Annotated in this window: 20 protein-coding genes; 12 read left to right on the forward strand and 8 right to left on the reverse strand. The window is 72.7% G+C overall.

The features are described from left to right. Nucleotides 1-434 precede the first annotated feature (434 nt). Complete coding sequence (locus ACWD4B_RS09365) at nucleotides 435-1,844, forward strand: PAS domain-containing protein (RefSeq protein WP_451420208.1); 1,410 nt, start codon at nucleotides 435-437, stop codon at nucleotides 1,842-1,844. 47 nt (nucleotides 1,845-1,891) lie between these two features. Here the strand turns inward: ACWD4B_RS09365 and ACWD4B_RS09370 are convergent, their stop codons facing one another. Beyond that, nucleotides 1,892-2,647, reverse strand: coding sequence for an SIS domain-containing protein (locus ACWD4B_RS09370; RefSeq protein WP_336414739.1), 756 nt, complete (start codon nucleotides 2,645-2,647; stop codon nucleotides 1,892-1,894). 171 nt (nucleotides 2,648-2,818) lie between these two features. Here ACWD4B_RS09370 and ACWD4B_RS09375 point away from each other — a divergent pair, with 171 nt between their 5' ends. The 3 genes from ACWD4B_RS09375 (at nucleotide 2,819) to ACWD4B_RS09385 (ending at nucleotide 6,541) form a co-directional block, all read left to right on the forward strand. Then, nucleotides 2,819-3,511 carry a metal-dependent transcriptional regulator gene (locus tag ACWD4B_RS09375; protein WP_336414740.1) on the forward strand — a complete coding sequence of 231 codons (693 nt, stop codon included), beginning with the start codon at nucleotides 2,819-2,821 and terminating at the stop codon, nucleotides 3,509-3,511. 626 nt (nucleotides 3,512-4,137) lie between these two features. After that, on the forward strand, nucleotides 4,138-5,004 hold the full coding sequence (locus tag ACWD4B_RS09380) for an alpha/beta fold hydrolase (RefSeq protein WP_451420209.1): 867 nt from the start codon (nucleotides 4,138-4,140) through the stop codon (nucleotides 5,002-5,004). A gap of 133 nt (nucleotides 5,005-5,137) precedes the next feature. After that, complete coding sequence (locus ACWD4B_RS09385) at nucleotides 5,138-6,541, forward strand: FAD-dependent monooxygenase (protein WP_451420210.1); 1,404 nt, start codon at nucleotides 5,138-5,140, stop codon at nucleotides 6,539-6,541. Between the two features lie 167 nt (nucleotides 6,542-6,708). Here the strand turns inward: ACWD4B_RS09385 and ACWD4B_RS09390 are convergent, their stop codons facing one another. Further along, entirely contained in the window at nucleotides 6,709-7,383 is a 675-nt protein-coding gene (locus tag ACWD4B_RS09390; RefSeq protein ID WP_451420211.1) for a bifunctional DNA primase/polymerase, read from the reverse strand. Between the two features lie 341 nt (nucleotides 7,384-7,724). Here ACWD4B_RS09390 and ACWD4B_RS09395 point away from each other — a divergent pair, with 341 nt between their 5' ends. The 4 genes from ACWD4B_RS09395 to purU all read left to right on the forward strand — a co-directional run bounded on the left by ACWD4B_RS09395 (nucleotide 7,725) and on the right by purU (nucleotide 12,102). Next, on the forward strand, nucleotides 7,725-9,113 hold the full coding sequence (locus tag ACWD4B_RS09395) for a transcriptional regulator (RefSeq protein WP_336414744.1): 1,389 nt from the start codon (nucleotides 7,725-7,727) through the stop codon (nucleotides 9,111-9,113). Between the two features lie 178 nt (nucleotides 9,114-9,291). Beyond that, nucleotides 9,292-10,620: a hypothetical protein gene (locus ACWD4B_RS09400; protein ID WP_451420212.1), complete on the forward strand. Its 1,329-nt coding sequence runs from the start codon at nucleotides 9,292-9,294 to the stop codon at nucleotides 10,618-10,620. Between the two features lie 71 nt (nucleotides 10,621-10,691). Next, nucleotides 10,692-11,138: an SCO4402 family protein gene (locus ACWD4B_RS09405; RefSeq protein ID WP_451420263.1), complete on the forward strand. Its 447-nt coding sequence runs from the start codon at nucleotides 10,692-10,694 to the stop codon at nucleotides 11,136-11,138. 70 nt (nucleotides 11,139-11,208) lie between these two features. Beyond that, complete coding sequence (gene purU, locus ACWD4B_RS09410) at nucleotides 11,209-12,102, forward strand: formyltetrahydrofolate deformylase (RefSeq protein ID WP_171078988.1); 894 nt, start codon at nucleotides 11,209-11,211, stop codon at nucleotides 12,100-12,102. Between the two features lie 145 nt (nucleotides 12,103-12,247). On the opposite strand, the gene ACWD4B_RS09415 is transcribed toward purU, so the two are convergent. Both ACWD4B_RS09415 and ACWD4B_RS09420 read right to left on the reverse strand, forming a co-directional pair. After that, a complete protein-coding gene (locus ACWD4B_RS09415) occupies nucleotides 12,248-13,495 on the reverse strand; it encodes a maleylpyruvate isomerase N-terminal domain-containing protein (RefSeq protein WP_451420213.1) in 1,248 nt (415 codons plus the stop codon). Then, nucleotides 13,492-14,055 carry a sigma-70 family RNA polymerase sigma factor gene (locus tag ACWD4B_RS09420; protein ID WP_451420214.1) on the reverse strand — a complete coding sequence of 188 codons (564 nt, stop codon included), beginning with the start codon at nucleotides 14,053-14,055 and terminating at the stop codon, nucleotides 13,492-13,494. Before ACWD4B_RS09420 ends, ACWD4B_RS09415 begins: the two co-directional genes overlap by 4 nt. Before the next feature lie 349 nt (nucleotides 14,056-14,404). Here ACWD4B_RS09420 and ACWD4B_RS09425 point away from each other — a divergent pair, with 349 nt between their 5' ends. After that, on the forward strand, nucleotides 14,405-14,785 hold the full coding sequence (locus ACWD4B_RS09425) for an STAS domain-containing protein (RefSeq protein ID WP_390780449.1): 381 nt from the start codon (nucleotides 14,405-14,407) through the stop codon (nucleotides 14,783-14,785). Between the two features lie 7 nt (nucleotides 14,786-14,792). Here the strand turns inward: ACWD4B_RS09425 and ACWD4B_RS09430 are convergent, their stop codons facing one another. The 3 genes from ACWD4B_RS09430 to ACWD4B_RS09440 form a co-directional block, all read right to left on the reverse strand. Beyond that, nucleotides 14,793-15,929 carry a sensor histidine kinase gene (locus ACWD4B_RS09430; protein WP_451420215.1) on the reverse strand — a complete coding sequence of 379 codons (1,137 nt, stop codon included), beginning with the start codon at nucleotides 15,927-15,929 and terminating at the stop codon, nucleotides 14,793-14,795. Beyond that, nucleotides 15,926-16,630, reverse strand: coding sequence for a response regulator (locus ACWD4B_RS09435; protein ID WP_451420216.1), 705 nt, complete (start codon nucleotides 16,628-16,630; stop codon nucleotides 15,926-15,928). Before ACWD4B_RS09435 ends, ACWD4B_RS09430 begins: the two co-directional genes overlap by 4 nt. A gap of 121 nt (nucleotides 16,631-16,751) precedes the next feature. Beyond that, on the reverse strand, nucleotides 16,752-18,134 hold the full coding sequence (locus tag ACWD4B_RS09440; protein ID WP_451420217.1) for a helix-turn-helix domain-containing protein: 1,383 nt from the start codon (nucleotides 18,132-18,134) through the stop codon (nucleotides 16,752-16,754). Nucleotides 18,135-18,221: 87 nt separating this feature from the next. On the opposite strand from ACWD4B_RS09440, the gene ACWD4B_RS09445 reads away from it, so the two are divergent. From ACWD4B_RS09445 to ACWD4B_RS09455, 3 genes are all read left to right on the forward strand, one after another. Then, complete coding sequence (locus ACWD4B_RS09445) at nucleotides 18,222-19,535, forward strand: alpha/beta fold hydrolase (protein ID WP_451420264.1); 1,314 nt, start codon at nucleotides 18,222-18,224, stop codon at nucleotides 19,533-19,535. A gap of 112 nt (nucleotides 19,536-19,647) precedes the next feature. Then, nucleotides 19,648-20,928 (forward strand): M64 family metallopeptidase, encoded by a 1,281-nt coding sequence (locus ACWD4B_RS09450; protein ID WP_451420218.1) that lies wholly within the window; start codon nucleotides 19,648-19,650, stop codon nucleotides 20,926-20,928. A 137-nt stretch (nucleotides 20,929-21,065) separates the two neighbouring features. After that, nucleotides 21,066-21,491: a VOC family protein gene (locus ACWD4B_RS09455; protein ID WP_451420219.1), complete on the forward strand. Its 426-nt coding sequence runs from the start codon at nucleotides 21,066-21,068 to the stop codon at nucleotides 21,489-21,491. 103 nt (nucleotides 21,492-21,594) lie between these two features. Here the strand turns inward: ACWD4B_RS09455 and ACWD4B_RS09460 are convergent, their stop codons facing one another. After that, nucleotides 21,595-22,782, reverse strand: a complete 1,188-nt coding sequence (locus ACWD4B_RS09460) for a winged helix DNA-binding domain-containing protein (protein WP_451420220.1) — start codon at nucleotides 22,780-22,782, stop codon at nucleotides 21,595-21,597. Between the last annotated feature and the right edge of the window lie 18 nt (nucleotides 22,783-22,800).

Here is a 22,800-nt window from a genome sequence, read left to right on the forward strand (position 1 = left end):
AGCCACGATGCGCCCGCAGTCGAAGTCCCGGGGCTGCGCCCGGACCCCTGGGGTGGTGCGTCGGCTGCAGGCCGTCGGTGGCTGATCGCGCAGTTCCCCGCGCCCCTTTGGGGCGCTACGGCGCCCCGAAACGCAGACGATCCGTGGGCCGGTTACCGCCGCGCCTTGCGGCGCGGCGGTGCCGAGCGGACGACTCGGCGGCCCACGGATCGGGTGACTGCCTGGGATTGGCCGGCGACGCCGGCGCAGCGCTGTACGCGACGACGGGCGCTAGCCCGCAGTCACCTCACGCGTCCGGATGTAAACCATGTCCCGAACCACCTCCCTTCTCGTGTGCCCCACAGCCTAGGAAGGCCCCCCGCGGGGTCACAACCGGTTTTTCCCGTGAACGGATTTCACGGAAGACGGCGCGGTGTCCGTCACGGTCGAGTTGAATGACCCGTCGTGCAGGACATGCAGACGCGTCCAGCAGGGGGTACCCCGTGACCGCTCCACATTCCTCAGGCCCTGCCGCAGCCGCCTCGGACAGCGACGACCACGACCTTCTCGTCGCGCTCCTCGACGGCATGGACGCCGCGCTGTTCGCCATCGACGCGAGCGGCACGGTGACGCACTGGAACCGCGAGGCCGAGCGGATACTCGGCTGGTCCGCGGAAGAGGCCGTCGGACGGTGCGGCCTGACGGGCTGGGCGGTGCGCGACGCGGACGCGGAAGAAGTGACCGCCCGGCTGCTCGGTGCGATGAAGGCGCACGGCCGGCAGGTGGACGAGTTCGCCCTGCTGACCAAAGAGGGCGGCCGGATCCTCGTCCGCGTGCAGTCCTCCGTGGTGCACGGTGCCGACGGCAGACCGGCAGGCGTGTACTGCGCGTTCAGCGAGGTGCACACGCAGATCGACCTGGAGCGCTCGGTCGCCCTCAGCGAGGCCCTGTTCGGAGAGGCGTCCTGGGGCGTGGTGCTGGTCGACGCGGACCTCCGGCCCGCGCTGGCCAACGCACACGCCGCACGGGCGCTGCGGACGAGCCGCACGGCCCTGCTGGGTCGGCCGCTGGGGGAACTGCTCGAACAGGGCGTGGAGGACCTGGAGGGCGCCCTCCAGCACGTCCTCGCCGCGGGCGCGCCGCCCGCGCCGACGGACCTGTGGGTGACGCTGCGCGGCGACCGGGGAGCCCCGGTGCCGGAGCGGCGCTGCTGGCGCTCGGGGTTCCTGCGCCTGGCCACCCCGCTGGCCGAGGAACCGGTGCCGCTCGGAGTGGCCTGGCTCTTCCTGGACGTCACCAAGACGCGGCTCGCCGAACAGGAGAGCGCCAGGCTGCGGTTCCGGGGAAGTCAGCTGCACCGCGCGGGGCGCGCGGTGGCGGAGTGCGAGGACCCGATGGAAGCGGCGGCGCTCTACATGGACTTCGCGCTGGCCGGCTTCGCGGACCACGCACTGATCGACCTGCTGCCGTCCGCCGAGACGGCACCCGACGGCCCGATCCGCCTGGTCCGCGCCGCGGCCACGCCGGCCGGCGCCCCCGGCCAGTCGCCCCCGCCGGGCGGCGGCCTGCCGGTCCCGTACATGGACGGCCACCCCGCCCTCCAGGCGGTCGAACGCTGCGGCTCGGTCCGCGCGGCCTCGGACCGCACGGAGGACTGGGCGGCGGCCCGCAAATGGCCGGACGGCACACGCCACGCCCTGTCGACGGCACTGCGGAGCCGGGGCAGGACGGTCGGAGTGGTGACGTTCCTGCGCGGGGCGTCCCGCAGGGCGTTCGACCGGGCGGACGCGATGTACGCGGAGGACATCGCGTCCCGTGTGGCGGCCTCGGTGGACTTGGCGGGGGAGGTAGGGAGCGCCCCGTAAGGGGCGCGGGGAACTGCGCGATCAGCCACAGACGACCTGCAGCCGACTCAGTACCGGAAGAAGATCCGGTCTCTGTACTCGGCCAGTACCCGCCCGTTCCATTCGTGCCCCCCGTCGACGTTGCCGGAGCGAAGCACCGGCGGATTGACCCCCCGCGCGGCGAGCTCTCCGGTGGCGGACGCCACGATGGCCTGCAAAGCCGCGCTGGCGACAACGGTCGACGCAGGCCCGAACCGCCCCCCAACGCCCTCGGCAGAGAGCTCCGCATCGCCGGGCGCCACCTTGCTGTCGATGACGACGTCGCAGTGGTCCTTGAGGAACGTCCCGGACACGTGCCGGGACTTCGTCTCCTCCGCGTACGCCAGCGACGTCAGACCGACGACCTTCAGCCCGAGCGCCCGCGCGTTCATGGCCATCTCCACCGGCAGCGAGTTCCGCCCGGACAGCGAGATGACGATCAGCAGGTCGCCCGGCTGCGCCGGACTCGTGTCGAGGACGGCCCCGGCGAGCCCGTCCACCCGTTCGAGCGCGCTGCCGAGCGTCGCCGGCATCACGTCCACGCCCACGGCCCCCGGCACGGACAGGAGGTTCATCAGGGCGAGGCCGCCCGCCCGGTAGACCACGTCCTGCGCGGGCAGCGAGGAGTGGCCGGCGCCGAAGACGAACAGCCGCCCGCCCGCGACGACGGTGTCGGCGATCAGCGCACCGGCCGCGGCGATCGCCCCGGCCTCCTCGTCGCGCACCCGCTGGAGCAGTCCGATCGCGGCGTCGAGGAACTGCCCGGCCAACTGGTGCTCGCTCATCGCTCACGGACTCCTTGTGCGTCGGGGGCGCGCGGATCACGTTGCGGTCTGGACCAGCACCCTGTCAATACGGGGCGGCCCCGGCCGGGCCGTACGCGGCACCCTTGTCGGTGGTATGCGTCAGAATTGAGTCCAGGGCCAGGCCAGCGCACTACTTATCGAGGGGCACGCATGTCCGGACTGATCGACACCACGGAGATGTATCTCCGCACCATCCTTGAGCTGGAAGAGGAAGGTGTGGTCCCCATGCGCGCCCGCATCGCCGAGCGGCTCGACCAGAGCGGCCCGACGGTGAGCCAGACCGTGGCCCGCATGGAGCGCGACGGACTGGTGACGGTCGCCGGCGACCGTCACCTGGAGCTCACCGAGGAGGGCCGCCGCCTGGCCACGCGCGTGATGCGCAAGCACCGGCTGGCGGAGTGCCTGCTCGTCGACGTGATCGGCCTGGAGTGGGAGCAGGTGCACGCCGAGGCCTGCCGCTGGGAGCACGTGATGAGCGAGGCCGTGGAGCGCCGGGTGCTCGAGCTCCTGCGGCACCCCACGGAGTCGCCCTACGGAAACCCGATCCCGGGTCTGGAGGAGCTGGGCGAGAAGGCCGAGGCCGATCCGTTCCTCAACGCCGGCATGGTCAGCCTGATGGAGCTGGAGCCCGGCACCGAGGGCAAGACCGTGGTCGTCCGCCGCATCGGCGAGCCGATCCAGACGGACGCCCAGCTGATGTACACGCTGCGCCGCGCCGGGGTGCAGCCGGGTGCGGTCGTCAGTGTGACGGAGTCCCCCGGTGGGGTGATGGTGGGCAGCAGCGGCGAGGCCGCCGAGCTGGAGCCGGACATCGCCTCGCACGTTTTCGTCGCCAAGCGCTGACCCCCGCCGCAGCCCCTGCGGCACCCGCTGCGACCTGCCGGGCCGTGCCCTCGCCCGGCGGGTCGGTGACGCTCCCCCAGCTACCTCCCCCAGCTACCGCTGGGGGTGCCCCCAGAGGTGCCCCCAGGGGCGGCAGGCGCCGCCCCTTCCGATCGACTTCCCCTGTTTCCGCCCGGAGTCGGCGGAATCGGCGCGCCCGGGCCCGAGCCGTGCCAGGCTGGCGCTGAGGCATATGCACACGCGCGCCGCCGACCGGGGGAGGGGGCTTGGGTCCGATGAGGCCGCTGGGGCGTCCCGATGCTCCGTATGCCGCCGTTGTCCTGCACGACGAAGGGCCCCGGCGCCCTGTCGGGCTGCCGGGGCCCCACCTCCCCGTAATCCCCCGTGGCGACCCGGAGCCCCGAGCTCCCAGGGTGCGCCGCGCGGACCTTCTTCCCCGAGCGGTCCGCGCCCAGGTCGATTCCTCCCCGTGGTGCAGACGGCCAATCCTGCCGCCCGGTCACTCGAACGAGGGGTGTTGCGCGTCGTAACCGTGTATTCGAATAGGCGTTCAATAAAGTGAAGCTGCCAGTCAGGCTGCCGGTTCAGGTGGAGCTGCTCGGGGGAGAAGCGAGGTGCCAGGAGTCATGGTGCGGCGTATCGAGGTGAGCGGTAGCGGCGGAGTACGGCTTGCCGCCTGGGAGTTCGCCGACCCGCCGGCGGCCGCCGGGGCCGGCGGCCGGGGTCACGGCGGAGTGCTCCTGCTCCACGGTCTGCTGGGCCGCGCCGCGCACTGGACGGAGACCGGTCGCTGGCTCTCCCCGCGCCACCGCACGGTGGCCCTCGACCAGCGGGGCCACGGCCGCAGCGACAAGCCGGTCGGCGGTCCGTACGTCCGCGAGGCCTATGTGGCCGATGCGGTGGCCGCCATCGAGCAGCTCGGCCTGGCGCCCGTGACCCTCGTCGGCCACGCCATGGGCGCCCTCACGGCCTGGCAGCTGGCCGCCCGGTACCCGGAGCTCGTGCGGGCGCTGGTCATCCTGGACATGCGGGCCTCCGCCCTGGGTGCGGCCACCCAGCGCCAGTGGACGGAGTGGTTCCGCTCCTGGCCGGTCCCGTTCGCGACGCTGGCGGACGTGCGCAAGTGGTTCGGCGAGGAGGATCCGACGCTGGAGAAGCCCGCCCCGGCCCGGGGCGACTTCTACGCCGAGGTGATGGCCGAGCGGGCCGACGGCTGGCGGCCGCTGTTCTTCCGCCGTCAGATGCTGGCCGCGCGCGAGGCCTACGCGCACGACGCGCACTGGGAGGAGCTGGCCATGGTCACGTGCCCGACGCTCGTCGTGCGCGGCCTGGACGGCGCCCTCGGGCGGGCCGAGGCCCAGGAGATGGTCCGCGTCCTGCCGCGCGGTCAGTACGCGGAGATCCCCGACGCCGGGCACCTCGTCCACTACGAGCGGCCGGACAGCTGGCGGCGGGTGGCGGAGCCCTTCCTGGACGCGGCGGTTCCGGCGTAGGGGGCGCGGGAAGAGAGCGGGGGCGCATTAATTCAACGGGCGTTGACATAACCCGCTGCCGGGTGTCCACTGGCAGTAGGCACAGCACCGTGCCGCGCAGCCGCAGAGAGCGGCCGTCCCTCGGGAGTCAGCCATGTCCGCCATGCCCGCTCGCCCCGAACACACCGCAGACGTCCTGGTTGTGGGAGCCGGCCCCACCGGGCTGCTGCTCGCCGGCGATCTCGCCGCCGCCGGCGTCCGCGTCGTCGTGCTGGAGAAGCGCGCGCAGGAGTCCAACCTCACCCGGGCCTTCGCCGTCCACGCCCGCACCCTCGAAGTGCTCGACGCCCGCGGCCTCGCCGAAAAGCTCCTCGCCACCGGCAGCTTCCTCCCCGGCATCCGCTTCTTCGGCCCCACCCGCGCCGACCTGACCCGGCTGCCCACCCGCTTCGCGGGCGTTCTGATGACCCCGCAGTACGAGACGGAGCGCGTCCTGGAGGAGCGCGCCCTCAAGCTCGGAGTCGACATCCGGCGCGGCGCCCGGCTGACCGGCCTGCGGCAGGACGCGGACGGGGTCGAAGTGGACGTCGAGGGCGCCGCTGCCCCGCTCCGTGCGCAGTACGCGGTCGGTGCGGACGGGGTGCACAGCGCGGTCCGGGCAGCGCTCGGCATGCCGTTCCCCGGGCAGTCCGTCCTGCGCTCGGTCGTGCTCGCGGACGTCCGCCTGGACGCCCCGCCGGAGGCGCTGCCCGCCTTCCGCGGGGTCGGCGCGGGCTTCGCGTTCGTCGTGGCCTTCGGCGACGGCTGGTACCGCGTCATCGCGTGGGAGCGCGGCAGCGACCTGCCGGTGGACGCGCCCGTCGACATGGACCGGCTGCGCGCCGTCGTACGCGCCGCGTTCGGCACCGACTTCGGCATCCGGGACGAGCGGTGGACCTCCCGCTTCCACAGCGACGAGCGCCAGGTGCCGCGGTACCGCCAGGGCCGGGTGTTCCTGGCGGGCGACGCGGCCCATGTGCACTCGCCCGCGGGCGGCATGGGCATGAACGCCGGCCTCCAGGACGCGGCCAACCTCAGCTGGAAACTGGCGGCCGTGCTCGCAGGCCGCGCGGACGACACCCTCCTCGACAGCTACCACGAGGAACGGCACCCCGTAGGGACGGCGGTCCTGCGCATGAGCGGCGCACTGATCCGCGCGGCGCTCGCCGACACCCGGCTCAAGCGGGGCGCACGCAACGCGGCGGTCGCGGCGGGCTTCCTGGCACCGTTCGCCATCGACCGGGCGATGATGTTCGTCTCGGGCATCGGCATCGCCTACCCGGCACCGCCCGGCGCGCACCGCCTGGTCGGGCACCGCGCACCGGACGTCCCGCTGGCGGAGACGGAGGAGGGGCCGTCGCGACTGTACGAGGCGCTCCGCGCGGGGTCGTACGTACGGGTGCTGCCGCGGGGGGCCAAGTCCGAGCCGGAGGACGGGGTCCTCACGGTGACGCGGGCCGATGCGGGGCAGATGTCGCTGCTGGTCCGACCGGACGGACATGTGGCGGAGGCCGGCTGAGACGGTGCGCCCCGCCCCGTAAGGGGCGCGGGGAACTGCGCGACCAGCCACTGTCGGCCCGCAGCCGACGCACTACCCCGGGACGTCGACTGCGGGAGCGTCGTGGTTGCTCGCGCAGTTCCCCGCGCCCCTTACGGGGCGCTGCCAAACACCCTGGTGTCGCCGCGTCAGCGGCACCGCGCATCGGCCGCCTCGCGGCCACACGCATACGCCAACGAGCTGACAAGCTCCTCCGCATCCGGCAGCCACCGGTTGGCTGCCGTCGGCTGCCGCGCCCACAGCACCCGCCCCCGGTTGCCGATACGGGTCGGCGGTGCGACCACGTAGTCGCTCTCGCCCCGGGCGATCAGGTCCAGCGTGGCCGGCGACCAGCCCAGCTTCCGTGTCGCGTCCGGCACCTTCAACGCCCCGCCCGGCAGCACGAAGAACAGCATCCGCCGGAACGGCGTGCAGGTGACCGGGCCGAGTTCGATGCCCATGCGCTCCATGCGCGCCAGCGCCAGGAAGCCGGCGGATTCGGAGACGTCGAGCGCGTCGAAGGTGCGACCGGTCGGCAGGATGATCGCGGCGCGGGGCTGTTTCGTCCACATCCGGCGTGCCGTCGAGGCGCTGCCGGTGGCCTGTTCCGCCCAGTCGGGGCGGGTCGGATGGGCGCCCGGGGCCGGGCAGTCGGGCTCGCCGCAGGAGCAGCGCTCCCTGCCGTCGACGGCCTCCAGCCAGGTGCCTGCGATGACGTCCCAGTGCCGCTCTTCCGCGTATCGTGCCGCGGCCTCGAGCACGTGCTCGCCGCGTTGTTGGGGGATGCGCGGTGCTCCTACTCCGATGGTCTCTTCCACGCTCATCACAACTCCCCTTGTCACCAGGGGTTACGGCTGTCGCACGGGGATGTGGCGGATCGGGTGTCGGGCGAGGTTGACAGCAGCCGTTGATCCGTAACAGCACGCGGGGCGCACGGAGGCATGGACGGGGGCGCAGGTGCGGCTTCACCGCCGCGAAGGGGTAGCCACTCGGGCGGCGGGCGCCGACCTCGTCATTACGGCTATAGATGGCAATACCCGTAATTCCTGCATTCTCCGGATATTCAGGGGGCAAAGATCACAGGGGAAGGCGTTCACAGCTGTCTCAGCTTCTCCGCTTCTCGCGGTCCACATCGCGAACGCATAGCAGTCTCAGGGGGTTCAGCATGGCGGCAAGGCCGCTTGTGGCGCGGCAGCCGAACGAACGGCTGCAGGCGCTGATCCAGGAAGCCGGCTGCTCCAACGCCGGGTTGGCGCGCAGGGTCAACATGTGCGGCGCGGAGCACGGTCTCGATCTGAGGTACGACAAGACCTCCGTCGCGCGGTGGCTGCGCGGTCAGCAGCCGCGCGGCCGCGCCCCGGCCGTCATCGCCGAGGCGCTCGGGCGGAAGCTCGGCCGTACGGTCACGATCGACGAAATCGGCATGGCGAACGGCAAGAACCTCGCCTCCGGCGTCGGACTCCAGTTCTCCCCAACGGTGTTGGGTGCGATCGAACAGGTCTGTGAGCTGTGGCGCAGTGACGTCGGGCGGCGCGACTTCCTGAGCGGGACGTCCGTGGCGTCGTCCGCCCTCGTGGAGCCCAGCCGCGACTGGCTGATCACCGCGGCCGATCCGCAGGTCGCCCGGAGCGCGGGCGCGCGGGTCGGGGTGTCCGACGTGGAGGCCGTGCGTGCCACGACCGAAGCACTGGTCGAACTTGACCACCGTTACGGCAGCGGGCACGTGCGCCCGGTTGTCGTGCACTACCTCAACAGCGTGGTCTCCGGACTGCTGGCCGGTTCCTACCGGGAGGCCGTGGGGCGGGAGTTGTTCGCCGCAGTGGCCCGTCTGACGGAACTCGCGGGCTACATGGCCGTGGACACCGGGCAGCCCGGTCTCGCCCAGCGCTACTACATCCAGGCCCTCCGGCTGGCCCAGGCGGCCGGGGACCGGGGGTACGGCGGGTACGTGCTGGCGGCGAGCATGAGTCATCTGGCCGCCTCGCTGGGCAATCCGCGGGAGATCGCCCAGTTGGCGAAGGCCGCGCAGGAAGGGGCGCGGGGCCAGGTCACACCGCGGGTGGAGGCGATGTTCTACGCGGCCGAGGCGCGCGGTCACGCGCTCCTGGGGGACGCGCGCTCCTGCCAGACCGTCGCGGCCAAGGCGGTGACCAAGCTCGAGGAGGCCGACAACGGGCCGGACTCCGGTGACGACCCGGCGTGGATCCGGCACTTCGACCGGGCCTACCTGTCGGACGAGTTGGCGCACTGCCACCGCGACCTGGGCCAGGCGGAACCGGCCCGGCGGCATGCGGAGGACGCACTGCACAACCACCCGCAGAGCCGGGTGCGGCGCCGGGCGATCGGCATGCTCGTCCTGGCGACGGCGCACGTGCAGCAGCGCGAGGTGGAGGAGGCGTGCGTCACCGGGACGCGGGCACTGGAACTGCTGGGCACACTGCGGTCGAACCGGGGCGCCGAGTACCTGGACGACTTCCGGCAGCGGCTGGAGCCGTACCGGGACGAGCCGGTGGTACGGGAGTTCGGGGCGCGACTGGAGATGCAAGCGGCATAACGGGCGGCGCAAAGTGAGGCAAAGAGTGACGTAAGGAGGGGCGACCCGGGACGCCGGGCGGGCCGGCTGCGACCCGCCCGGCGTCCGGGAGCGCATGGGGTTCACTGTCCCGGCGCGGAGCGCACCCGGTAGCGTGAGCTGCCGGTTCACACGCCCCGTACAGCCTGAGGAGTCCCCGGTGACGCAGAACGGACAGGGAAACGAGCCGCAGTTCCCTGCGGTGCGTGCCCCGTTGCCTCCGGAGGTTCCTCCGGGTGCCTCGGACGCCGCCACCCAGTACCTGCCGCCGCTGCCGGGCGGCCCCCCGCCGATACCGGGGCCGATACCCGGGCCGATGCCGGCCCCCGAGGCGGCATCGGCGGCGACGCAGTACCTGCCGCCCGTGGTCAACGAGAGCGCGGCGGCGCAGTATCCGCTGCCCGTGGTCAACGAGGCCGCGGCGACGCAGTACCTGCCTCCCGTGGTCAACGAGGGCTCCGCCACGCAGTACCTGGCGCCCGTTGCCGACGGGGACTCGGCCACCCAGTTCCTGCCGCCCGTGGTCAACGGGGACGCCGCCACCCAGTTCCTGCCCCCCGTCGGGGGTACCGCCGAGGCGGCCACCCAGTACATCGCGCCCGTCGCCGGACCGGGCGGCGCGCCCGGCCCGCTGCCCGCGCCCCACGGGGACCGCACGCCCCCCAGGGAGTTCGACACCCTTTTCCGTGCGGCCGCACCCACGCAGCAACTGCCGCCCGTTCCGCCGGCCGCACCGGCCGCTTCCCGGCGCAGACAGCCGTCGCCCATGGGCCCGCCGCCCGGCAGCACGGCACCGCCGCCGCCCGGGCACGCGGCCCCGCCGCCCGCCAAGCGGAAGAAGTCACCCGTCGTACTGGTCACGGCCGTTGTGGCCGGCTGCGCCGTCGCAGGGCTCGGCGCCGGTGCGCTGCTCAGCGGCGGTGGTGACGACAAGAGCAGTGACCAGCAGAACGCAGCGGCCAGCGCGCCGCCCGCCTCCACCGCGCCGAGCGACAGCCCTGCCGCCACGATCCCGGAGCCCAAGCCGGCCGACCCGGCCGAGGGGCAGGCCAAGGCGCTGGACGCCCTGCTGAAGGACAGCTCCGGCAGTCGTGACGCGGTCATCAAGGCCGTCGACTCCACCCGCAGCTGCAAGGACCTCGACAAGTCGGGCGCCGACCTGCGCACGGCTGCGGACCAGCGCAACGGCCTGGTGGGCCGGCTGCAGCAGACGCCCATCGACAAGCTCCCCGGCAACGCGGACCTCTCCGCCCAGCTGACCAAGGCCTGGCAGTCCTCCGCCTCGGCGGACAGCCACTACGCGGCGTGGGCCGGCCAGGCCGGCGGCAAGCACGGCTGCGACAAGGGGCATGCCCGTCCGAGCGGCGACAGCGTGGCCGGCGACCGGGCGAGCGGGGATGCGACCGCCGCGAAGAAGAAGGCGGCCGACCTGTGGAACCCGATCGCCAAGAAGTACGGGCTGACGCAGCGCGAGTGGTCCCAGCTGTGAGTGGGAACGTACGATCGACTGCTGTGCAAGGTTCGGAGAAGTCTTCCCGTCGCGGCCGCCGCTCGACCACCATGGACGGCATGCCGCTCAATGACATGCCGTGGTGGCGCTGGCGCGTGAACGTCCGCTCGGCGCTGCACATGCTCTCGGACCCGGCGTTCCAGCAGGAGTGCTGGCTCACCGGCCGCGAGGGCTACGGAGATGTGACCGACGCCGTCTACCGTCTGGTCGAGGACACCTGGCTGGACAACTGGTCGGCCGAGAAATACGTCGGAACGGTCTTCCGGGACTCGGGCGAGGCCGCGCTCGTCGACGTCGCCGTCCTGCGGGTGCTGCGGATCATGCACCAGGTCGGGGCGGACGCACCGGTCTCCGCCTACCTGGAGCACCACGGCTGGCCCGAGGCGGTCCGGGCGGCACGCGAGGCACACGTCCGGATGGCCGTGAGCGACGGGGACGACCCGGACGCGGCGCCGCGCTCGATCGGCGTGCTGGAGGCGCTGCTCACCCACGCCTGAGCCACGGGCGGGGGTGAGAGGGGAAGCTGGAGGTCCGGAAGGGGTCGCGGGTGTGCGACGCTATTGGGCTATGAACGCCTCGCAGCCCCCCGTCGCCGAAAAGGCCCCCGAGCAGTCCGGCCAGTACGTCCTCACCCTCTCCGGTCCCGACAAGCCGGGCATCGTGCACGCGGTGTCCAGCTACCTGTTCATGACCGGCTGCAACATCGAGGACAGCCAGCAGTTCGGAGACCGCGACACCGGGCTCTTCTTCATGCGCGTGCACTTCAGCGCGGAGGCGACCGTGACGCTGGAGAAGCTGCGGGCCAGCTTCGCCGCCGTCGGGGACTCCTTCCGCATGGACTGGCAGATCCACCGCGCCGACGAGAAGATGCGCATCGTGCTGATGGTGTCCAAGTTCGGACACTGCCTGAACGACCTGCTGTTCCGCAGCCGGATCGGGGCGCTGCCCGTCGAGATCGCCGCGGTGGTCTCCAACCACACCGACTTCGAGGAGCTCGTCGGCTCCTACGGCGTCCCCTTCCACCACATTCCGGTGACGAAGGAGAACAAGCCGGAGGCGGAGGCGCGGCTGCTGGAGCTCGTCCAGTCCGAGAACGTGGAGCTCGTCGTCCTGGCCCGCTACATGCAGGTCCTCTCCGACGACCTCTGCAAGGTCCTCACCGGCCGGATCATCAACATCCACCACTCCTTCCTGCCGAGCTTCAAGGGCGCACGCCCGTACCACCAGGCGCACGCGCGCGGTGTGAAGCTGATCGGTGCGACCGCGCACTACGTGACGGCCGACCTCGACGAGGGCCCGATCATCGAGCAGGAGGTCGAGCGGGTGGGCCACGAGGTGACCCCCGACCAGCTGGTCGCGATCGGCCGCGACGTGGAGTGCCAGGCGCTGGCGCGGGCCGTGAAGTGGCACAGCGAGCACCGGGTGCTGCTGAACGGGCGGCGGACGGTCGTGTTCGCGTAGGTTTCGGCAGCGCCCCGTAAGGGGCGCGGGGCTGTGACACCTTGCGGCTCCGCCGCGTGGGCGCGAGCAACCATGGACGGCCTGCAGCCGACGCACTGCCCCGGGGAGCCGCGACAAGGGGAGCTGGGGGCACAGCCCCCAGACCTCACAGCCGCGACAGCGACGCGGCGGCGTACAGCACGTCCCGAATGGCCTCGCGGTCCCCCAGGCCCCCGGCCGCCGCATCCGTCGGAGACACCCGGCCGGAGGCCAGCCGGCAGAACTCCACCCCCTCCACCGCCACATGCGCCACTTCGCCCTCCGCGCCGCCCACCGCTCCGGGTGAGTCCAGCGGGATGTACCAGTGGCCGCCCCCGCTGCCCTCGATCTCCAGGTGCAGCGACCGGCCGACCGTCCCGGCGGGCACCAACTCCCGTGCGGGTGCGGCCAGTCCGGCCCGTCGCCGTCCGGCGATCACGGTGGGCAGCAGCCGGGCCGCCAGGTCGATCATGCGGTGCAGGTGCGTCGAGGAGGGTGCGGTGTACGGATAGGCGACCGCCTCCGCGATGTCCCCGGCGTGCACCCAGCACTCGAAGGCGCGGTCCAGGAAGGAGTCCCGCAGCGGCAGGGCGAACGGGCCGTACTCCACGGCGAGTCCGGCCACCCGGCCGGCATCGAAGGACGCCTTCCGTATCAGTGACCGCCCCTGGTCCCGCCACGCCGCGTGGACGGCCGCGGGCGCGCGCCCGGCGCCGTCGGCGGCCCAGTACGCCTCCGTCCGCGCGGTCGGCGAGCGGAGCGAGACACAGGCGTCCCGGTCCACCGCCTCCAGCGGGTCCCGCAGCCCCAGTGCACCGGCGACGATCCCGTCGACCGTCATCAGGTGCGTGATCACCGCGGCGACCGTGGTGTCGCGTCCCACCGTCTCCTGTCCGTCGAACCACAGGAGCCGCACCGGCGCCCGCCACTCCGCCTCGCCGATGTCGTGCAGCAGGGCGTCGAGCCGGGCTGCCTCGGCCTCGTACGGCGCGGCCCAGTCGGGCACGGGGATGCGGGCGGGGCGGCGGCCGAGGGCACCGGCGAGGACGCGGGAGCGCAGGCCGGGGTCGAGGTCGAGGCTGTCCTCGGGGTGCAGCAGGGCGACCGCGTCACGCAGGCGGACGGCCTCGTCCGCGCAGCTCGCGCAGTCGGTCAGGTGCCCCTCGACGGCTGTCGTCTCCTCGGCCGAGCAGGCGGCCAGCGCCCAGGCGCCGAGCAGGGACTTGAGCACCGGGTGCGGGAGCGCCGGCCGCGGCGCGGCCGTCTCCGGGGCGTCCGGTGCGCCTGCCCACGGCGCACTGTCGTCCGCAGCAGCGCGCGGTCCCGGTACGCGCGGGGGCGCATCGGAGCGCCGGGGGTCGTCCTCGCCGCTCATCGCGCCGCCCCGCAGCCGGGCGGGGGGACGGGGCGTGGGCCCTGGTGCGCGGTGGAGAGCAGTTGCAGGCCGAGGCGGAGCCGGCGGCGGGCCTCGTCCTCGGTGACGCCCAGGCGGGCGGCGGCCTGGCGGTAGTCGAGGCGCCGGAAGTAGGCGAGGTCGAGGGCGGCGCGCAAGGGGGCGGGCATGGAGGTGACGATGTAGTCGGCGCGGGCGGCGGTGGAGGCGGTGCGGACCTTCTCCTCGACCTCCTCGGGCCCGGCCGTGCCGTCGTCCTCGGTGCGGCGCAGCCGGCCGACCGCCTGCCGGTGGGCGAGCCCCGCGATCCAGGCGCGCAGCGAGCCGTGCCGGGGGTCGTAGGCCTCGGGATGCTCCCAGGCGTGGCCGAAGACCTCGCGCGTGACCTGGTCGGCGCCGTGCTCGTCGTCGAGGACCCGGTGGGCGATGCCGTGCACCAGCGAGGCGAAGCGGTCATAGAGCTCGCCCAGGGCCGCGGCTTCGCCGTGGGTCAGCCGTTGGTGCATCCGGCGGTCCCACCGGGGTGGTGCGTCGTTCGTCATGCCGCCCCTTCCGTACGTACTCCCCTTCCGTACGTAGTGACGAATGTAGCCGCGGGCCTCCGCCGGGGATATGAGTTTGCGGCAAACTCTGGATCTTCGGTTGCTGCGGATGGTATGGGGCCGGTCACTTTGGGTCGATCTGGTCGATCGGTACGGATCGTACGTGCACGAATGTGCCGATGTGTTATGCGGGTGTGACCGGAACCAGGGGAATCCAGGGTTCGGGCTGGGCATAGGCTCAACAGCGGCCGGCTTATGCCAGGTGGTGTTTCACGGGGGAGCTCCCGGGCAGCCACCCGTTGAAGGGTCCATTCCGGATAACGAACGAACTGGGGAAGGGGCTCGGCGCGTGACATTGAAGGTGGTGGGGCACGAGCAGGGGGAGTGGGCCGTGCTCCGGGTCTGCGGCGAGATGGATCTGGTGACCTCACCGGCGGTCCGGCAGCATGTGCACGACGCGGTCGCCGAGGGGCGCAGGTCCCTGGTGCTCGATCTCGGCGAGGTGCGGTTCTGCGACTCCAGCGGGGTGGGCGTGCTGATCGCCGCCCGCCGGCTGATGCGCTCCTGCCAGGGCAGGCTGCGGCTGATCCTGCCCGCCCAGGGAGCCGTGGAGGGCTCCCACGTCAACAGGGTGCTGGCCGCGCTGGGGGTGCGCCGCCTCTTCGAGGTCTACCCGGATCTGGACAGCGCCACGGCGGAGCCCACCGGCACCCGCCCGCTGTCGGCCTGAACGCCCGCTACGGCCGCTCCTCCCGCGGGAACCGGGCGCGTACGACGAAACCGCCCTCCTCCGTGGCGTGCGCCTCCAGCGTGCCGCCCAGGCTCTGGGCCCGCTCGCGCAGCCCCACCAGGCCGTGGCCCCCGCCGGGCAGCCCCGGCGCCGGCACGGCCGAGTCCGCCGGGCCGTTGCGCACCTCCACCAGCAGGCCCCGGCCCCGCTCCTCCGCCACCCGCACCAGCACCTTCGAACCCGGCGCGTGCTTGCGCACGTTGGTCAGCGCCTCCTGCACGGTGCGGAAGGCCGCCCGCTCGACGGCCTCCGAGCGCCGGGCGTCGGGCGCGGTCACGTCCTCGAACGTGACGTCCAGCGCGCTCAGTTCGATCAGCCGGGGCAGGTCCGCCAGCCGCGGCTGCGGCGTGAGCTCCTCGGTGTCGGCGCCGGCCGCACGCAGGATGCCGACCATGTGGCGCAGCTCGTCGAGCGTGCGCACGGACAGTTCGCGGATGGTGCCGGCCCCGGCCCGCGCCCTGCTGTCGTCGGTGCTGACCTGCACGGCCCCGGCCTGGAGGCTGATCAGGCTGACCTGATGGGCCACCACGTCGTGCATCTCCCGGGCGAGCCGGGCGCGTTCGGTGGCCAGCACCTGGTCCGCCAGCAGCCGGTCCTCGCGGGCCCGGCTGCTGGTCAGCTCGGCGAGCCGGTCGGCGAGTTCACGGCGGGTGCGCACGAGCAGGCCCAGGGCGATCGGGGTGGCGGCGTTGACGAGCGCGTCGGCTGCGGACAGCCCGATCTGCCGCGCGCTGCCCCAGTCCGAGGCGGGATACGGGACGAAGTGCGCCACGGCCAGCAGCAGGCCCGTGACGAGCAGCAGCCGGCGGTCCGGCCTGCGGACCGCGATCGTGTACAGCGCGATGAGCGGCGCGAACCAGATGTAACCGATGTGCAGGCCGGGGAGCGTGATCAGGAAGACGGCCACGGGGAAGCGGCGGCGCCACAGCAGGACGACCGCGGCCAGGAGCGACAGCCAGAGCGCGAGGGACGGCGTGGTCCCGTTGACGAGCAGCGCGTCCGCCGTGGCGAACAGCATGGGCGCGACGACCGGGGCCCACGGGGGCCACGGGAACGCCCTGAGACGCGCTGCCACGGTGCTCATCGGGCGCCGCCCTCGCTCCGTGCCGCGTCCGCGGGTCTTCGGGGGTCCATGGGGCGGCAGGCGGTGACCAGGCCCGCGCGGTCGGCGACGATCGCGGCCTGCACCCGGTTGACGCCGCCGAGCTTGCCGAGGACGGCCCGCACGTGGTCCTTGACCGTGCTGGGCGCCAGGCCCATGCGCTCGGCGATCTGCGGGTTGGCCAGGCCCGTGCCGAGGTGGGCCAGCACCTCGCGCTCCCGCGGGGTGAGGGACCGTACGGCCTCGGCCGCCGCCGTCTCGGCCTCCGCGGCCAGGTAGCCGCCGATCACGGCACGCGTCACGCCCGGGTCCAGCACGCTGCCGCCGGAGGCGAGGGTGCGCACCGCGCGGACGAGCTGCTCCGGGTCGGTGTCCTTGAGGAGGAAGCCGGCGGCGCCGTGGCGGAGCGCGGCGGCGAGGTACTCGTCGGCGTCGAACGTCGTGAGCATGGCGACGGCCGGCGGCTGCGGGGCGGCGCGCAGGGCGCGCAGCACGGTCAGGCCGTCCACGTCCGGCATGCGGATGTCCAGCAGGACCACGTCCGGGGTGCAGGCGGTGATCACGGCCACGGCTTCGCCGCCGCCGCAGTCGGCGATCACCTCGATGTCCGGGGCCGTGCCCAGGATCATGCGCAGCCCGGACCGGACGAGCTGTTCGTCGTCCACCACCGCAACACGGATCACCGGCTGCTCCTCTTTCGTCCTACTGTTCGTTCCCCTCCAGCCTGCCGTATGGGTCGGACACGCGCCCCGAAGGGGCGCGGGGAACTGCGCGACAAGCCACAGCGGACCCGCAGCCGAAACGCTACGGCCGAGGCCACTGAGGCGGTGCGGTAGGGGCCGGCCCGAGTGTGGTGGTGCCGGGCGCAGCCCGGTGCCCCAAGCCGGTGCGATAGGCGTCCAGCGCCGCCTCCGTACGCCCCGTACGCCGCAACAGATCACCGAGCAGCCGGCACAGATCGGCCAGATCCCCCGCAGCACCGGTCCGCTCCAGCAGGGAAAGGGCGGCGCAGTAGTGCTCCTCGGCCCGGTCCGTGTCGCCCCGGTCCTCGGCGATCAGCCCGAGCAGACGGTGCGCCCCGCCCGCATGCACCGCACCCCGCTCCGCGCCCAGCGCATCGGGCGACAGCAGCGGATGCAGCAGCTCCTCGGCCTCCGCCGTCTTGCCGCGCCGCCGCAGCACGTCCGCCAGTTCCACCTCGACCTGGACCGTGAAGAGGGCGGCCCGCTTGGAGGCCAGCATGTCGCGCGCCGTGCGCAGCTCGCTCTCGGCCTTGCGCAGGTTGCCGTCCTGGGCGTGCACGTAGCCGCGCATCCAGTGGCAGTGGGCGAGCTCGGTGCGGATGTGCAGCTGCCGGTAGAGCTCCTGCGCCTTGGCCAGGGAGGCGTCGGCCTCGGCGATCCGGCCCTCGGCGATGAGCGTGCGGGCCACGCCCCGGTGCATGCCGGCGACCAGCGCGGGGTTGTCCACCTGGGGCGCGAGGGTCAGCGCGAGCTCCGCGGCGTGCGCGGCGCGTGCGTGCGCTCCCATGTCCATGTAGGGCGCGATGGAGGCGGTGTAGAGCAGCAGGAGCGCGTCCGGGTCGTGCATGCCGGAGGCGTTGAGCTCGTCGACGGCCGTCTCCAACAGGTAGCAGGAGTAGCGCAGTTCGCCCGCCAGGAGGTGGGCCGTGGCGCGCCCGCGCAGGGCCGGGACGCGGCGCGGCAGCGGTTCGTCGGCCAGCAGCGCCTCGGCCTCGGCGAAGCGGTCGCGGGCGTCGGTGAGGTCGCCGGTCTCCAGGGCGCAGTCGCCGAGGCCCTGCAGCGCGGCGGCCTGCTCGGGGACGAGGCTCAGGGCGGCCGTCTCGTCGTGGAGGGCCCGGAAGAGGGCCGCCGCATCCTCCGCCTCGCCGGTCGCCAGCGTGCGGCGGGCGTCGGTCAGCCGCATCCGCAGGCCGGTGGCCAGGTGCGGCGGACGGCCGGTGGTGAGTTCCTCGACGGTGGTGCCCAGCCGCCCGGCGAGGTGCCGCAGGGCGGTCTCCGAGGGGCGGACCTTGCCGGCCTCGAGCGTGGAGATGTAGGCGGCCGTGTAGGCCGGTTCGGCCAGCTGTTTCTGGGTGAGCCCCGCCTTCGTGCGCAGCCGCAGGACGCGCCGGCCGATGTCGGCGGGGTCGTCCGTCCGTATGCCGTGGGTGCTGTTCTCGGCCACTTTCGCCCCTCGGTGCCTCGCTCGGTACATTGCGCCGTGTTTCACACCGTGCCGTAAATCTGCTTACGTGAGGATGCGATCGTGCCGATGTCCCCCGAAAGGGCTGCTGCCTCTTCCGTCCGCCAGCCCGGCCTCGTCCTCACCGACCACTTCTTCGACGTCCCCCTCGATCATGCGGTTCCCGGCGGCGAACGGATCCGGATATACGCCCGCGAGGTCGTCGCCGCGGGGCGCGTGCGGGACGAACTGCCCTGGCTGGTCTACCTGCAGGGCGGTCCCGGCTGTGCGGCCGGCCGGCCGGTGGGCCGCGAGGGCTGGCTGGACCGGGCGCTGGACGAGTACCGCGTCCTGCTGCTCGACCAGCGCGGGACCGGACGGTCCACGCCCGCGAACCGGCAGACCCTCCCGCTGCGCGGCACCCCGGCCGAACAGGCCGCGTACCTGGCCCACTTCCGTGCCGACTCGATCGTCCGCGACTGCGAGCACATCCGGCCGTTGCTGACGGGCGGGCGGCCGTGGAGCGTGCTGGGGCAGAGCTTCGGCGGCTTCTGCGCGGTGACGTACCTGTCGTATGCGCCGGAGGGGCTCGCCGAGGTGCTGATCACCGGCGGTCTGCCGTCCCTGGACGCCGATGCGGACGACGTCTACCGCGCCGCCTACCCGCGCATGGAACGCAAATGCCTTGCGCACTACGCCCGCTACCCCGGCGACGAGGCCGCCGCACGGCGCATAGCCGCGCACCTGGCGGAGCACGAGGAAGTGCTCCCCGACGGCACGCTGCTGACCGTCGAAGCCTTCCAGCAGCTCGGCATCCTCCTCGGCACGGGCGACGGCTCGCACCGCCTGCATTACTTGCTGGAGGACGCCTTCGTGGACACCGTCTCCGGACCGCGCCTGTCCGATGCTTTCGGTGAACAGGTCGCAGCCGTGCTCACACGCGCCGACAACCCGCTCTACGCCATTCTCCACGAGGCTATTTATGCCCAGGACGGGCGCGCGACGCACTGGTCGGCGGAGCGCATACGGACGGAATTCCCGCAGTTCGAATGCCATTTCGAGCCCGGTGCGCGTTTCTTCTTCACCGGCGAGACCGTCCATCCCTGGATGCTGCACACTCATCCCGCCCTGCGCCCCCTGCGGCAGACCGCCGAACTGCTCGCCGGGCGCAAGGGCTGGACGCCGCTGTACGACACCGGGCAACTCGCCCGCAATGAGGTGCCGGTGGCCGCTGCCGTCTATCACGACGACCTGTACGTCGACACGGAGCACTCGCTGCGCACGGCGCGCGCCATTGCGGGGCTGCGGACGTGGGTGACGGACGAGTACGAGCATGACGGGGTGCGGGCGAGTGGCCGGGTGGTGCTGGACCGGCTGATAGGGCTTGTCAGGGGAGAGGTCTGAGCGGTCGGTTGAGCCGCAGGCATTGTCATGGGGCGGCCGCACCTCTACGTTAAGCCGCGCATTAAAGCGACTTGAGACGCCGCTTTTGCGGCGGTCTTCGAGAGGACCCCCCATGCGCAGACGAATATCGCTGGCGGTGGGCGTGGCGGTCATGGCCGCGCTCGCCGCCCCTGCCGCTGCGGCACAGCAGCCGCACCCCCAACGACAGCAGGACGTCGAGTACTTCACGGAACCGGGCGGTCACCCGCATCACGCCCGGCTCCCCGTCTCCACCACCCCGGTCAGGCCGCTCAAGCCCTCGTTCAAGGGGGACGGCGACGTCACGTCGATCGTCGACAACGGCCCGGTGAACAGCAAGCTGGACGTCGTCTTCATCGGTGACGGCTACACTGCTGGCCAGCAGGAGGCGTTTCACACCGCGGTGCGCGCCAAGTGGGCCAAGATGTCGGCCGTCGAGCCGTACGCCTCGTACCGCAATCTGTTCAACGTGTGGGCCGTGGACGCCGTTTCACGGGACTCCGGCGTGTCGGGCGACCCGGCGCAGGGCGTGAAGAAGGACACCGCACTGGGCTCGGGCTTCTTCTGCGACGGCATCGAGCGGCTGCTGTGCCTCGACACCGCGAAGGTGGAGCCGTACGCCGCGAAGGCGCCTGCGGCGGACCTGGTGGTGGTGCTCGCCAACTCCACCAAGTACGGCGGTGCGGGCTACAACGACGTGGTGTCGAAGGTGGGTTACGACGGCATAGCGACGGCGTCGTCCGACAACGACCGCTCGGACCAGATCGCGGTCCACGAGACGGGACACTCGCTGGGCAAACTTGCCGACGAGTACCAGTACGACGAGTACGGCACCTACACAGGTGCCGAGCCGCACGAGTCCAACATCAGCACGCTGAGCGCAGGGCAGATGCAGGCGCAGCGGACGAAGTGGTACCGCTGGCTCGGACAGCCGTCGCCCGACGGCGGTGCCGTCGACACGTTCGAGGGCGGCGGCTACTACCCCAAGGGCCTGTTCCGCCCCACCGACAACTCGATCATGCGGTCGCTGGGCAGGGAGTTCAATCTGCCGGGACGTGAGGCGATGATCGCGGGCTTCTACCGTCACGCGAGCGTCCTGTCGAGCAGTGCGCGGACGGATGTGACGGTCCGGAGGAGCGAACGTCTGACCGTCCGGTTGGCCGCACGGACGGTGTCGGTGCGCTGGTACGTGGACGGTCACGAGGTGGCGTCGGCGCGAGGCCGGCTCACGGTGGTGCCGCGCTCCCTGGGTGTCCGGGCCGACGGGCGCACCCACACGGTGACAGCCCGCGCGGCCGACCGGACGGGGGCGGTGCGCGACCCGGAGACCCTCAAGCGGATGTCGGGCGACCTGACGTGGCGGGTGGCCGGCTGAGGGTCTTAGCTGTCGACGGGCTACAATTTTAGACAAAGTCCAAATCTTCCGTGGTCCGTCCCCGCGGGCCGCGGAAGAATGGTCCGAGCAGGCAGCCGAAGACAGCCTGATCACCAGTCGAAAGGTTGGGGTCCGCCATGGCAAACGAGCTGAACCACATCATCGTGCACGTCAAGGACCGTCATCGGACGGCCGAGTTCCTCACCGAGTTGACGGGCACCGGCAAACCGCTGGACTGGGGGCGCTTCACCCAGGTCACCTCGTCCAACGGGGTCGGCGTCGACTTCGCCGACGACTTGGTGCCTGCGGACGCCATCAACGGGAGCCACCTCGCCTACCTCGTCACCGACGAGGAGTTCGACGCCATTTTCGGCCGAGTCACGGAACGCGGACTGCGCTACTGGGCCGACCCCGCGCACCGCGTCGAGGGTGAGATCAACACCGAGTACGGCGGCCGGGGCTTCTACACCGAGGACCCGGGCGGCACCCTCAACCTCGAGTTCATGACCACGCCGTACGGGGACGAGCCGACCGGTCGGCCCTCGCCGCCGTCACGCCACTAGGCCGTGTCCGGCGGATCTTCGCGCCCCGCAAGGGGCGCGGGGCTATTGACACATGCGGCTCCGCCGCGTGGGCGTGACCGGCCGCGACGCGCCCGCAGCCGGACTACCGCACTTCCCGCGGAGCGCTCAGCTCCCGCTCCAGCGGCGTGCGGAACCGGGGTGTGACCCGGACCTCCCCGATCCAGGCGGACAGCCGCTCCGCCTCGGCCGTGACCGCCGCCTTCGCGTCGCGGCCCACGCGGTCCAGCGCGCGCCAGACGACCTCGCCGTCCGCGCGCTGGGCCCAGCCGCCCACGATGCGCCCGTTCCACCAGACGGTGGGCCCGATGTTGCCCGCGCGGTCGAAGAGCGCAGGGACGTGGCCGGGGGACAGGTACCAGTCGCGCTGCCGCCAGCCCATGGAGGTCGGGTCGAGCCCGGGGAGCAGGGCGGCCCAGGGCCCGGCGGCCTCCCCGTCCTCGAGATCCTCCGGGAGCACGTACCCCGTGCCCTCCGTCAGCTCCACGCCCACGGCGCCCACGTCCGCCAGCGCCTTGCGCGTGTCGCCCAGCGTCCAGCCCGTCCACCACTTGAGGTCGGCCTCGGTGGCGGGCCCGTACGAGGCCAGCCAGCGCCGTGCCAGTTCGGCCTTGGCCTCCCGCACCGGGAGCTCGGGCAGCTGAGGGACGAGTGCCCACGGGTACAGGCTGCTGGTCCACGAGCCCCGCGGCCGTGCGCGGCGCAGGTGCCCGTCGGAGGCGAGCAGCCGCAGGACCCGCGAGCCGACGCTCTGCCGGGCCTCGTACGGCTTGCCGGGCGAGACGACCATCGTGTCGCGCAGGGCGGGCACGACCTTGCCCAGTTCCGCGGTCGTCGCCTCGCCGCGCTCGGCGAGGGCGGCGAGCACGGCGCGCTCGGTGCCGGCGAGGCGCTCCTCGTCCCAGTCGGGGAGGTGCGCGTGGAGGCGTTTGACGAGCGCGGCACGCTCGCGGGCGGCGATGGCGCGGGCGGTGGACGAGTAGACGTACGGGGCGAGTTCGGTGGTGACGGCGAAGAGGGTGTGCCGCATGGAGAGCAGCTTGACGAGGGAGACGTCGTCGTAGAGCCCGCGCTCCACCTCCCCCGCGGAGGGCTCGGCGAGCCGGGCGCACGCGGAGAGGTAGACGGTGGCGGCGTCGCTGGCGTGCAGCCCCACGAGGGCGTCGGCGACGCTCTCGACGCGCGCGGCGCGCCGGCCGGGGGCGAGGAGGTGCCGGTGTCCGAGCCGGGCGCGGCGCTGCTCGTCGGTGATGCGGGGGAGGACGGTGCTCATGGGGCGACGGTACGGGGT

It is taken from the genome of Streptomyces sp. NPDC002536, from assembly GCF_053594995.1.

Excerpts from the sequence above, each read along its gene's own strand:
- ACWD4B_RS09365 (WP_451420208.1), top strand. The coding sequence starts at position 435 with ATGACCCGTCGTGCAGGACATGCAGACGCGTCCAGCAGGGGGTACCCC.
- ACWD4B_RS09370 (WP_336414739.1), bottom strand. The coding sequence starts at position 2,647 with ATGAGCGAGCACCAGTTGGCCGGGCAGTTCCTCGACGCCGCGATCGGA.
- ACWD4B_RS09375 (WP_336414740.1), top strand. The coding sequence starts at position 2,819 with ATGTCCGGACTGATCGACACCACGGAGATGTATCTCCGCACCATCCTT.
- ACWD4B_RS09380 (WP_451420209.1), top strand. The coding sequence starts at position 4,138 with ATGGTGCGGCGTATCGAGGTGAGCGGTAGCGGCGGAGTACGGCTTGCC.
- ACWD4B_RS09385 (WP_451420210.1), top strand. The coding sequence starts at position 5,138 with ATGTCCGCCATGCCCGCTCGCCCCGAACACACCGCAGACGTCCTGGTT.
- ACWD4B_RS09390 (WP_451420211.1), bottom strand. The coding sequence starts at position 7,383 with ATGAGCGTGGAAGAGACCATCGGAGTAGGAGCACCGCGCATCCCCCAA.
- ACWD4B_RS09395 (WP_336414744.1), top strand. The coding sequence starts at position 7,725 with ATGGCGGCAAGGCCGCTTGTGGCGCGGCAGCCGAACGAACGGCTGCAG.
- ACWD4B_RS09405 (WP_451420263.1), top strand. The coding sequence starts at position 10,692 with ATGGACGGCATGCCGCTCAATGACATGCCGTGGTGGCGCTGGCGCGTG.
- purU (WP_171078988.1), top strand. The coding sequence starts at position 11,209 with ATGAACGCCTCGCAGCCCCCCGTCGCCGAAAAGGCCCCCGAGCAGTCC.
- ACWD4B_RS09415 (WP_451420213.1), bottom strand. The coding sequence starts at position 13,495 with ATGAGCGGCGAGGACGACCCCCGGCGCTCCGATGCGCCCCCGCGCGTA.
- ACWD4B_RS09420 (WP_451420214.1), bottom strand. The coding sequence starts at position 14,055 with ATGACGAACGACGCACCACCCCGGTGGGACCGCCGGATGCACCAACGG.
- ACWD4B_RS09430 (WP_451420215.1), bottom strand. The coding sequence starts at position 15,929 with ATGAGCACCGTGGCAGCGCGTCTCAGGGCGTTCCCGTGGCCCCCGTGG.
- ACWD4B_RS09445 (WP_451420264.1), top strand. The coding sequence starts at position 18,222 with ATGTCCCCCGAAAGGGCTGCTGCCTCTTCCGTCCGCCAGCCCGGCCTC.
- ACWD4B_RS09450 (WP_451420218.1), top strand. The coding sequence starts at position 19,648 with ATGCGCAGACGAATATCGCTGGCGGTGGGCGTGGCGGTCATGGCCGCG.
- ACWD4B_RS09455 (WP_451420219.1), top strand. The coding sequence starts at position 21,066 with ATGGCAAACGAGCTGAACCACATCATCGTGCACGTCAAGGACCGTCAT.
- ACWD4B_RS09460 (WP_451420220.1), bottom strand. The coding sequence starts at position 22,782 with ATGAGCACCGTCCTCCCCCGCATCACCGACGAGCAGCGCCGCGCCCGG.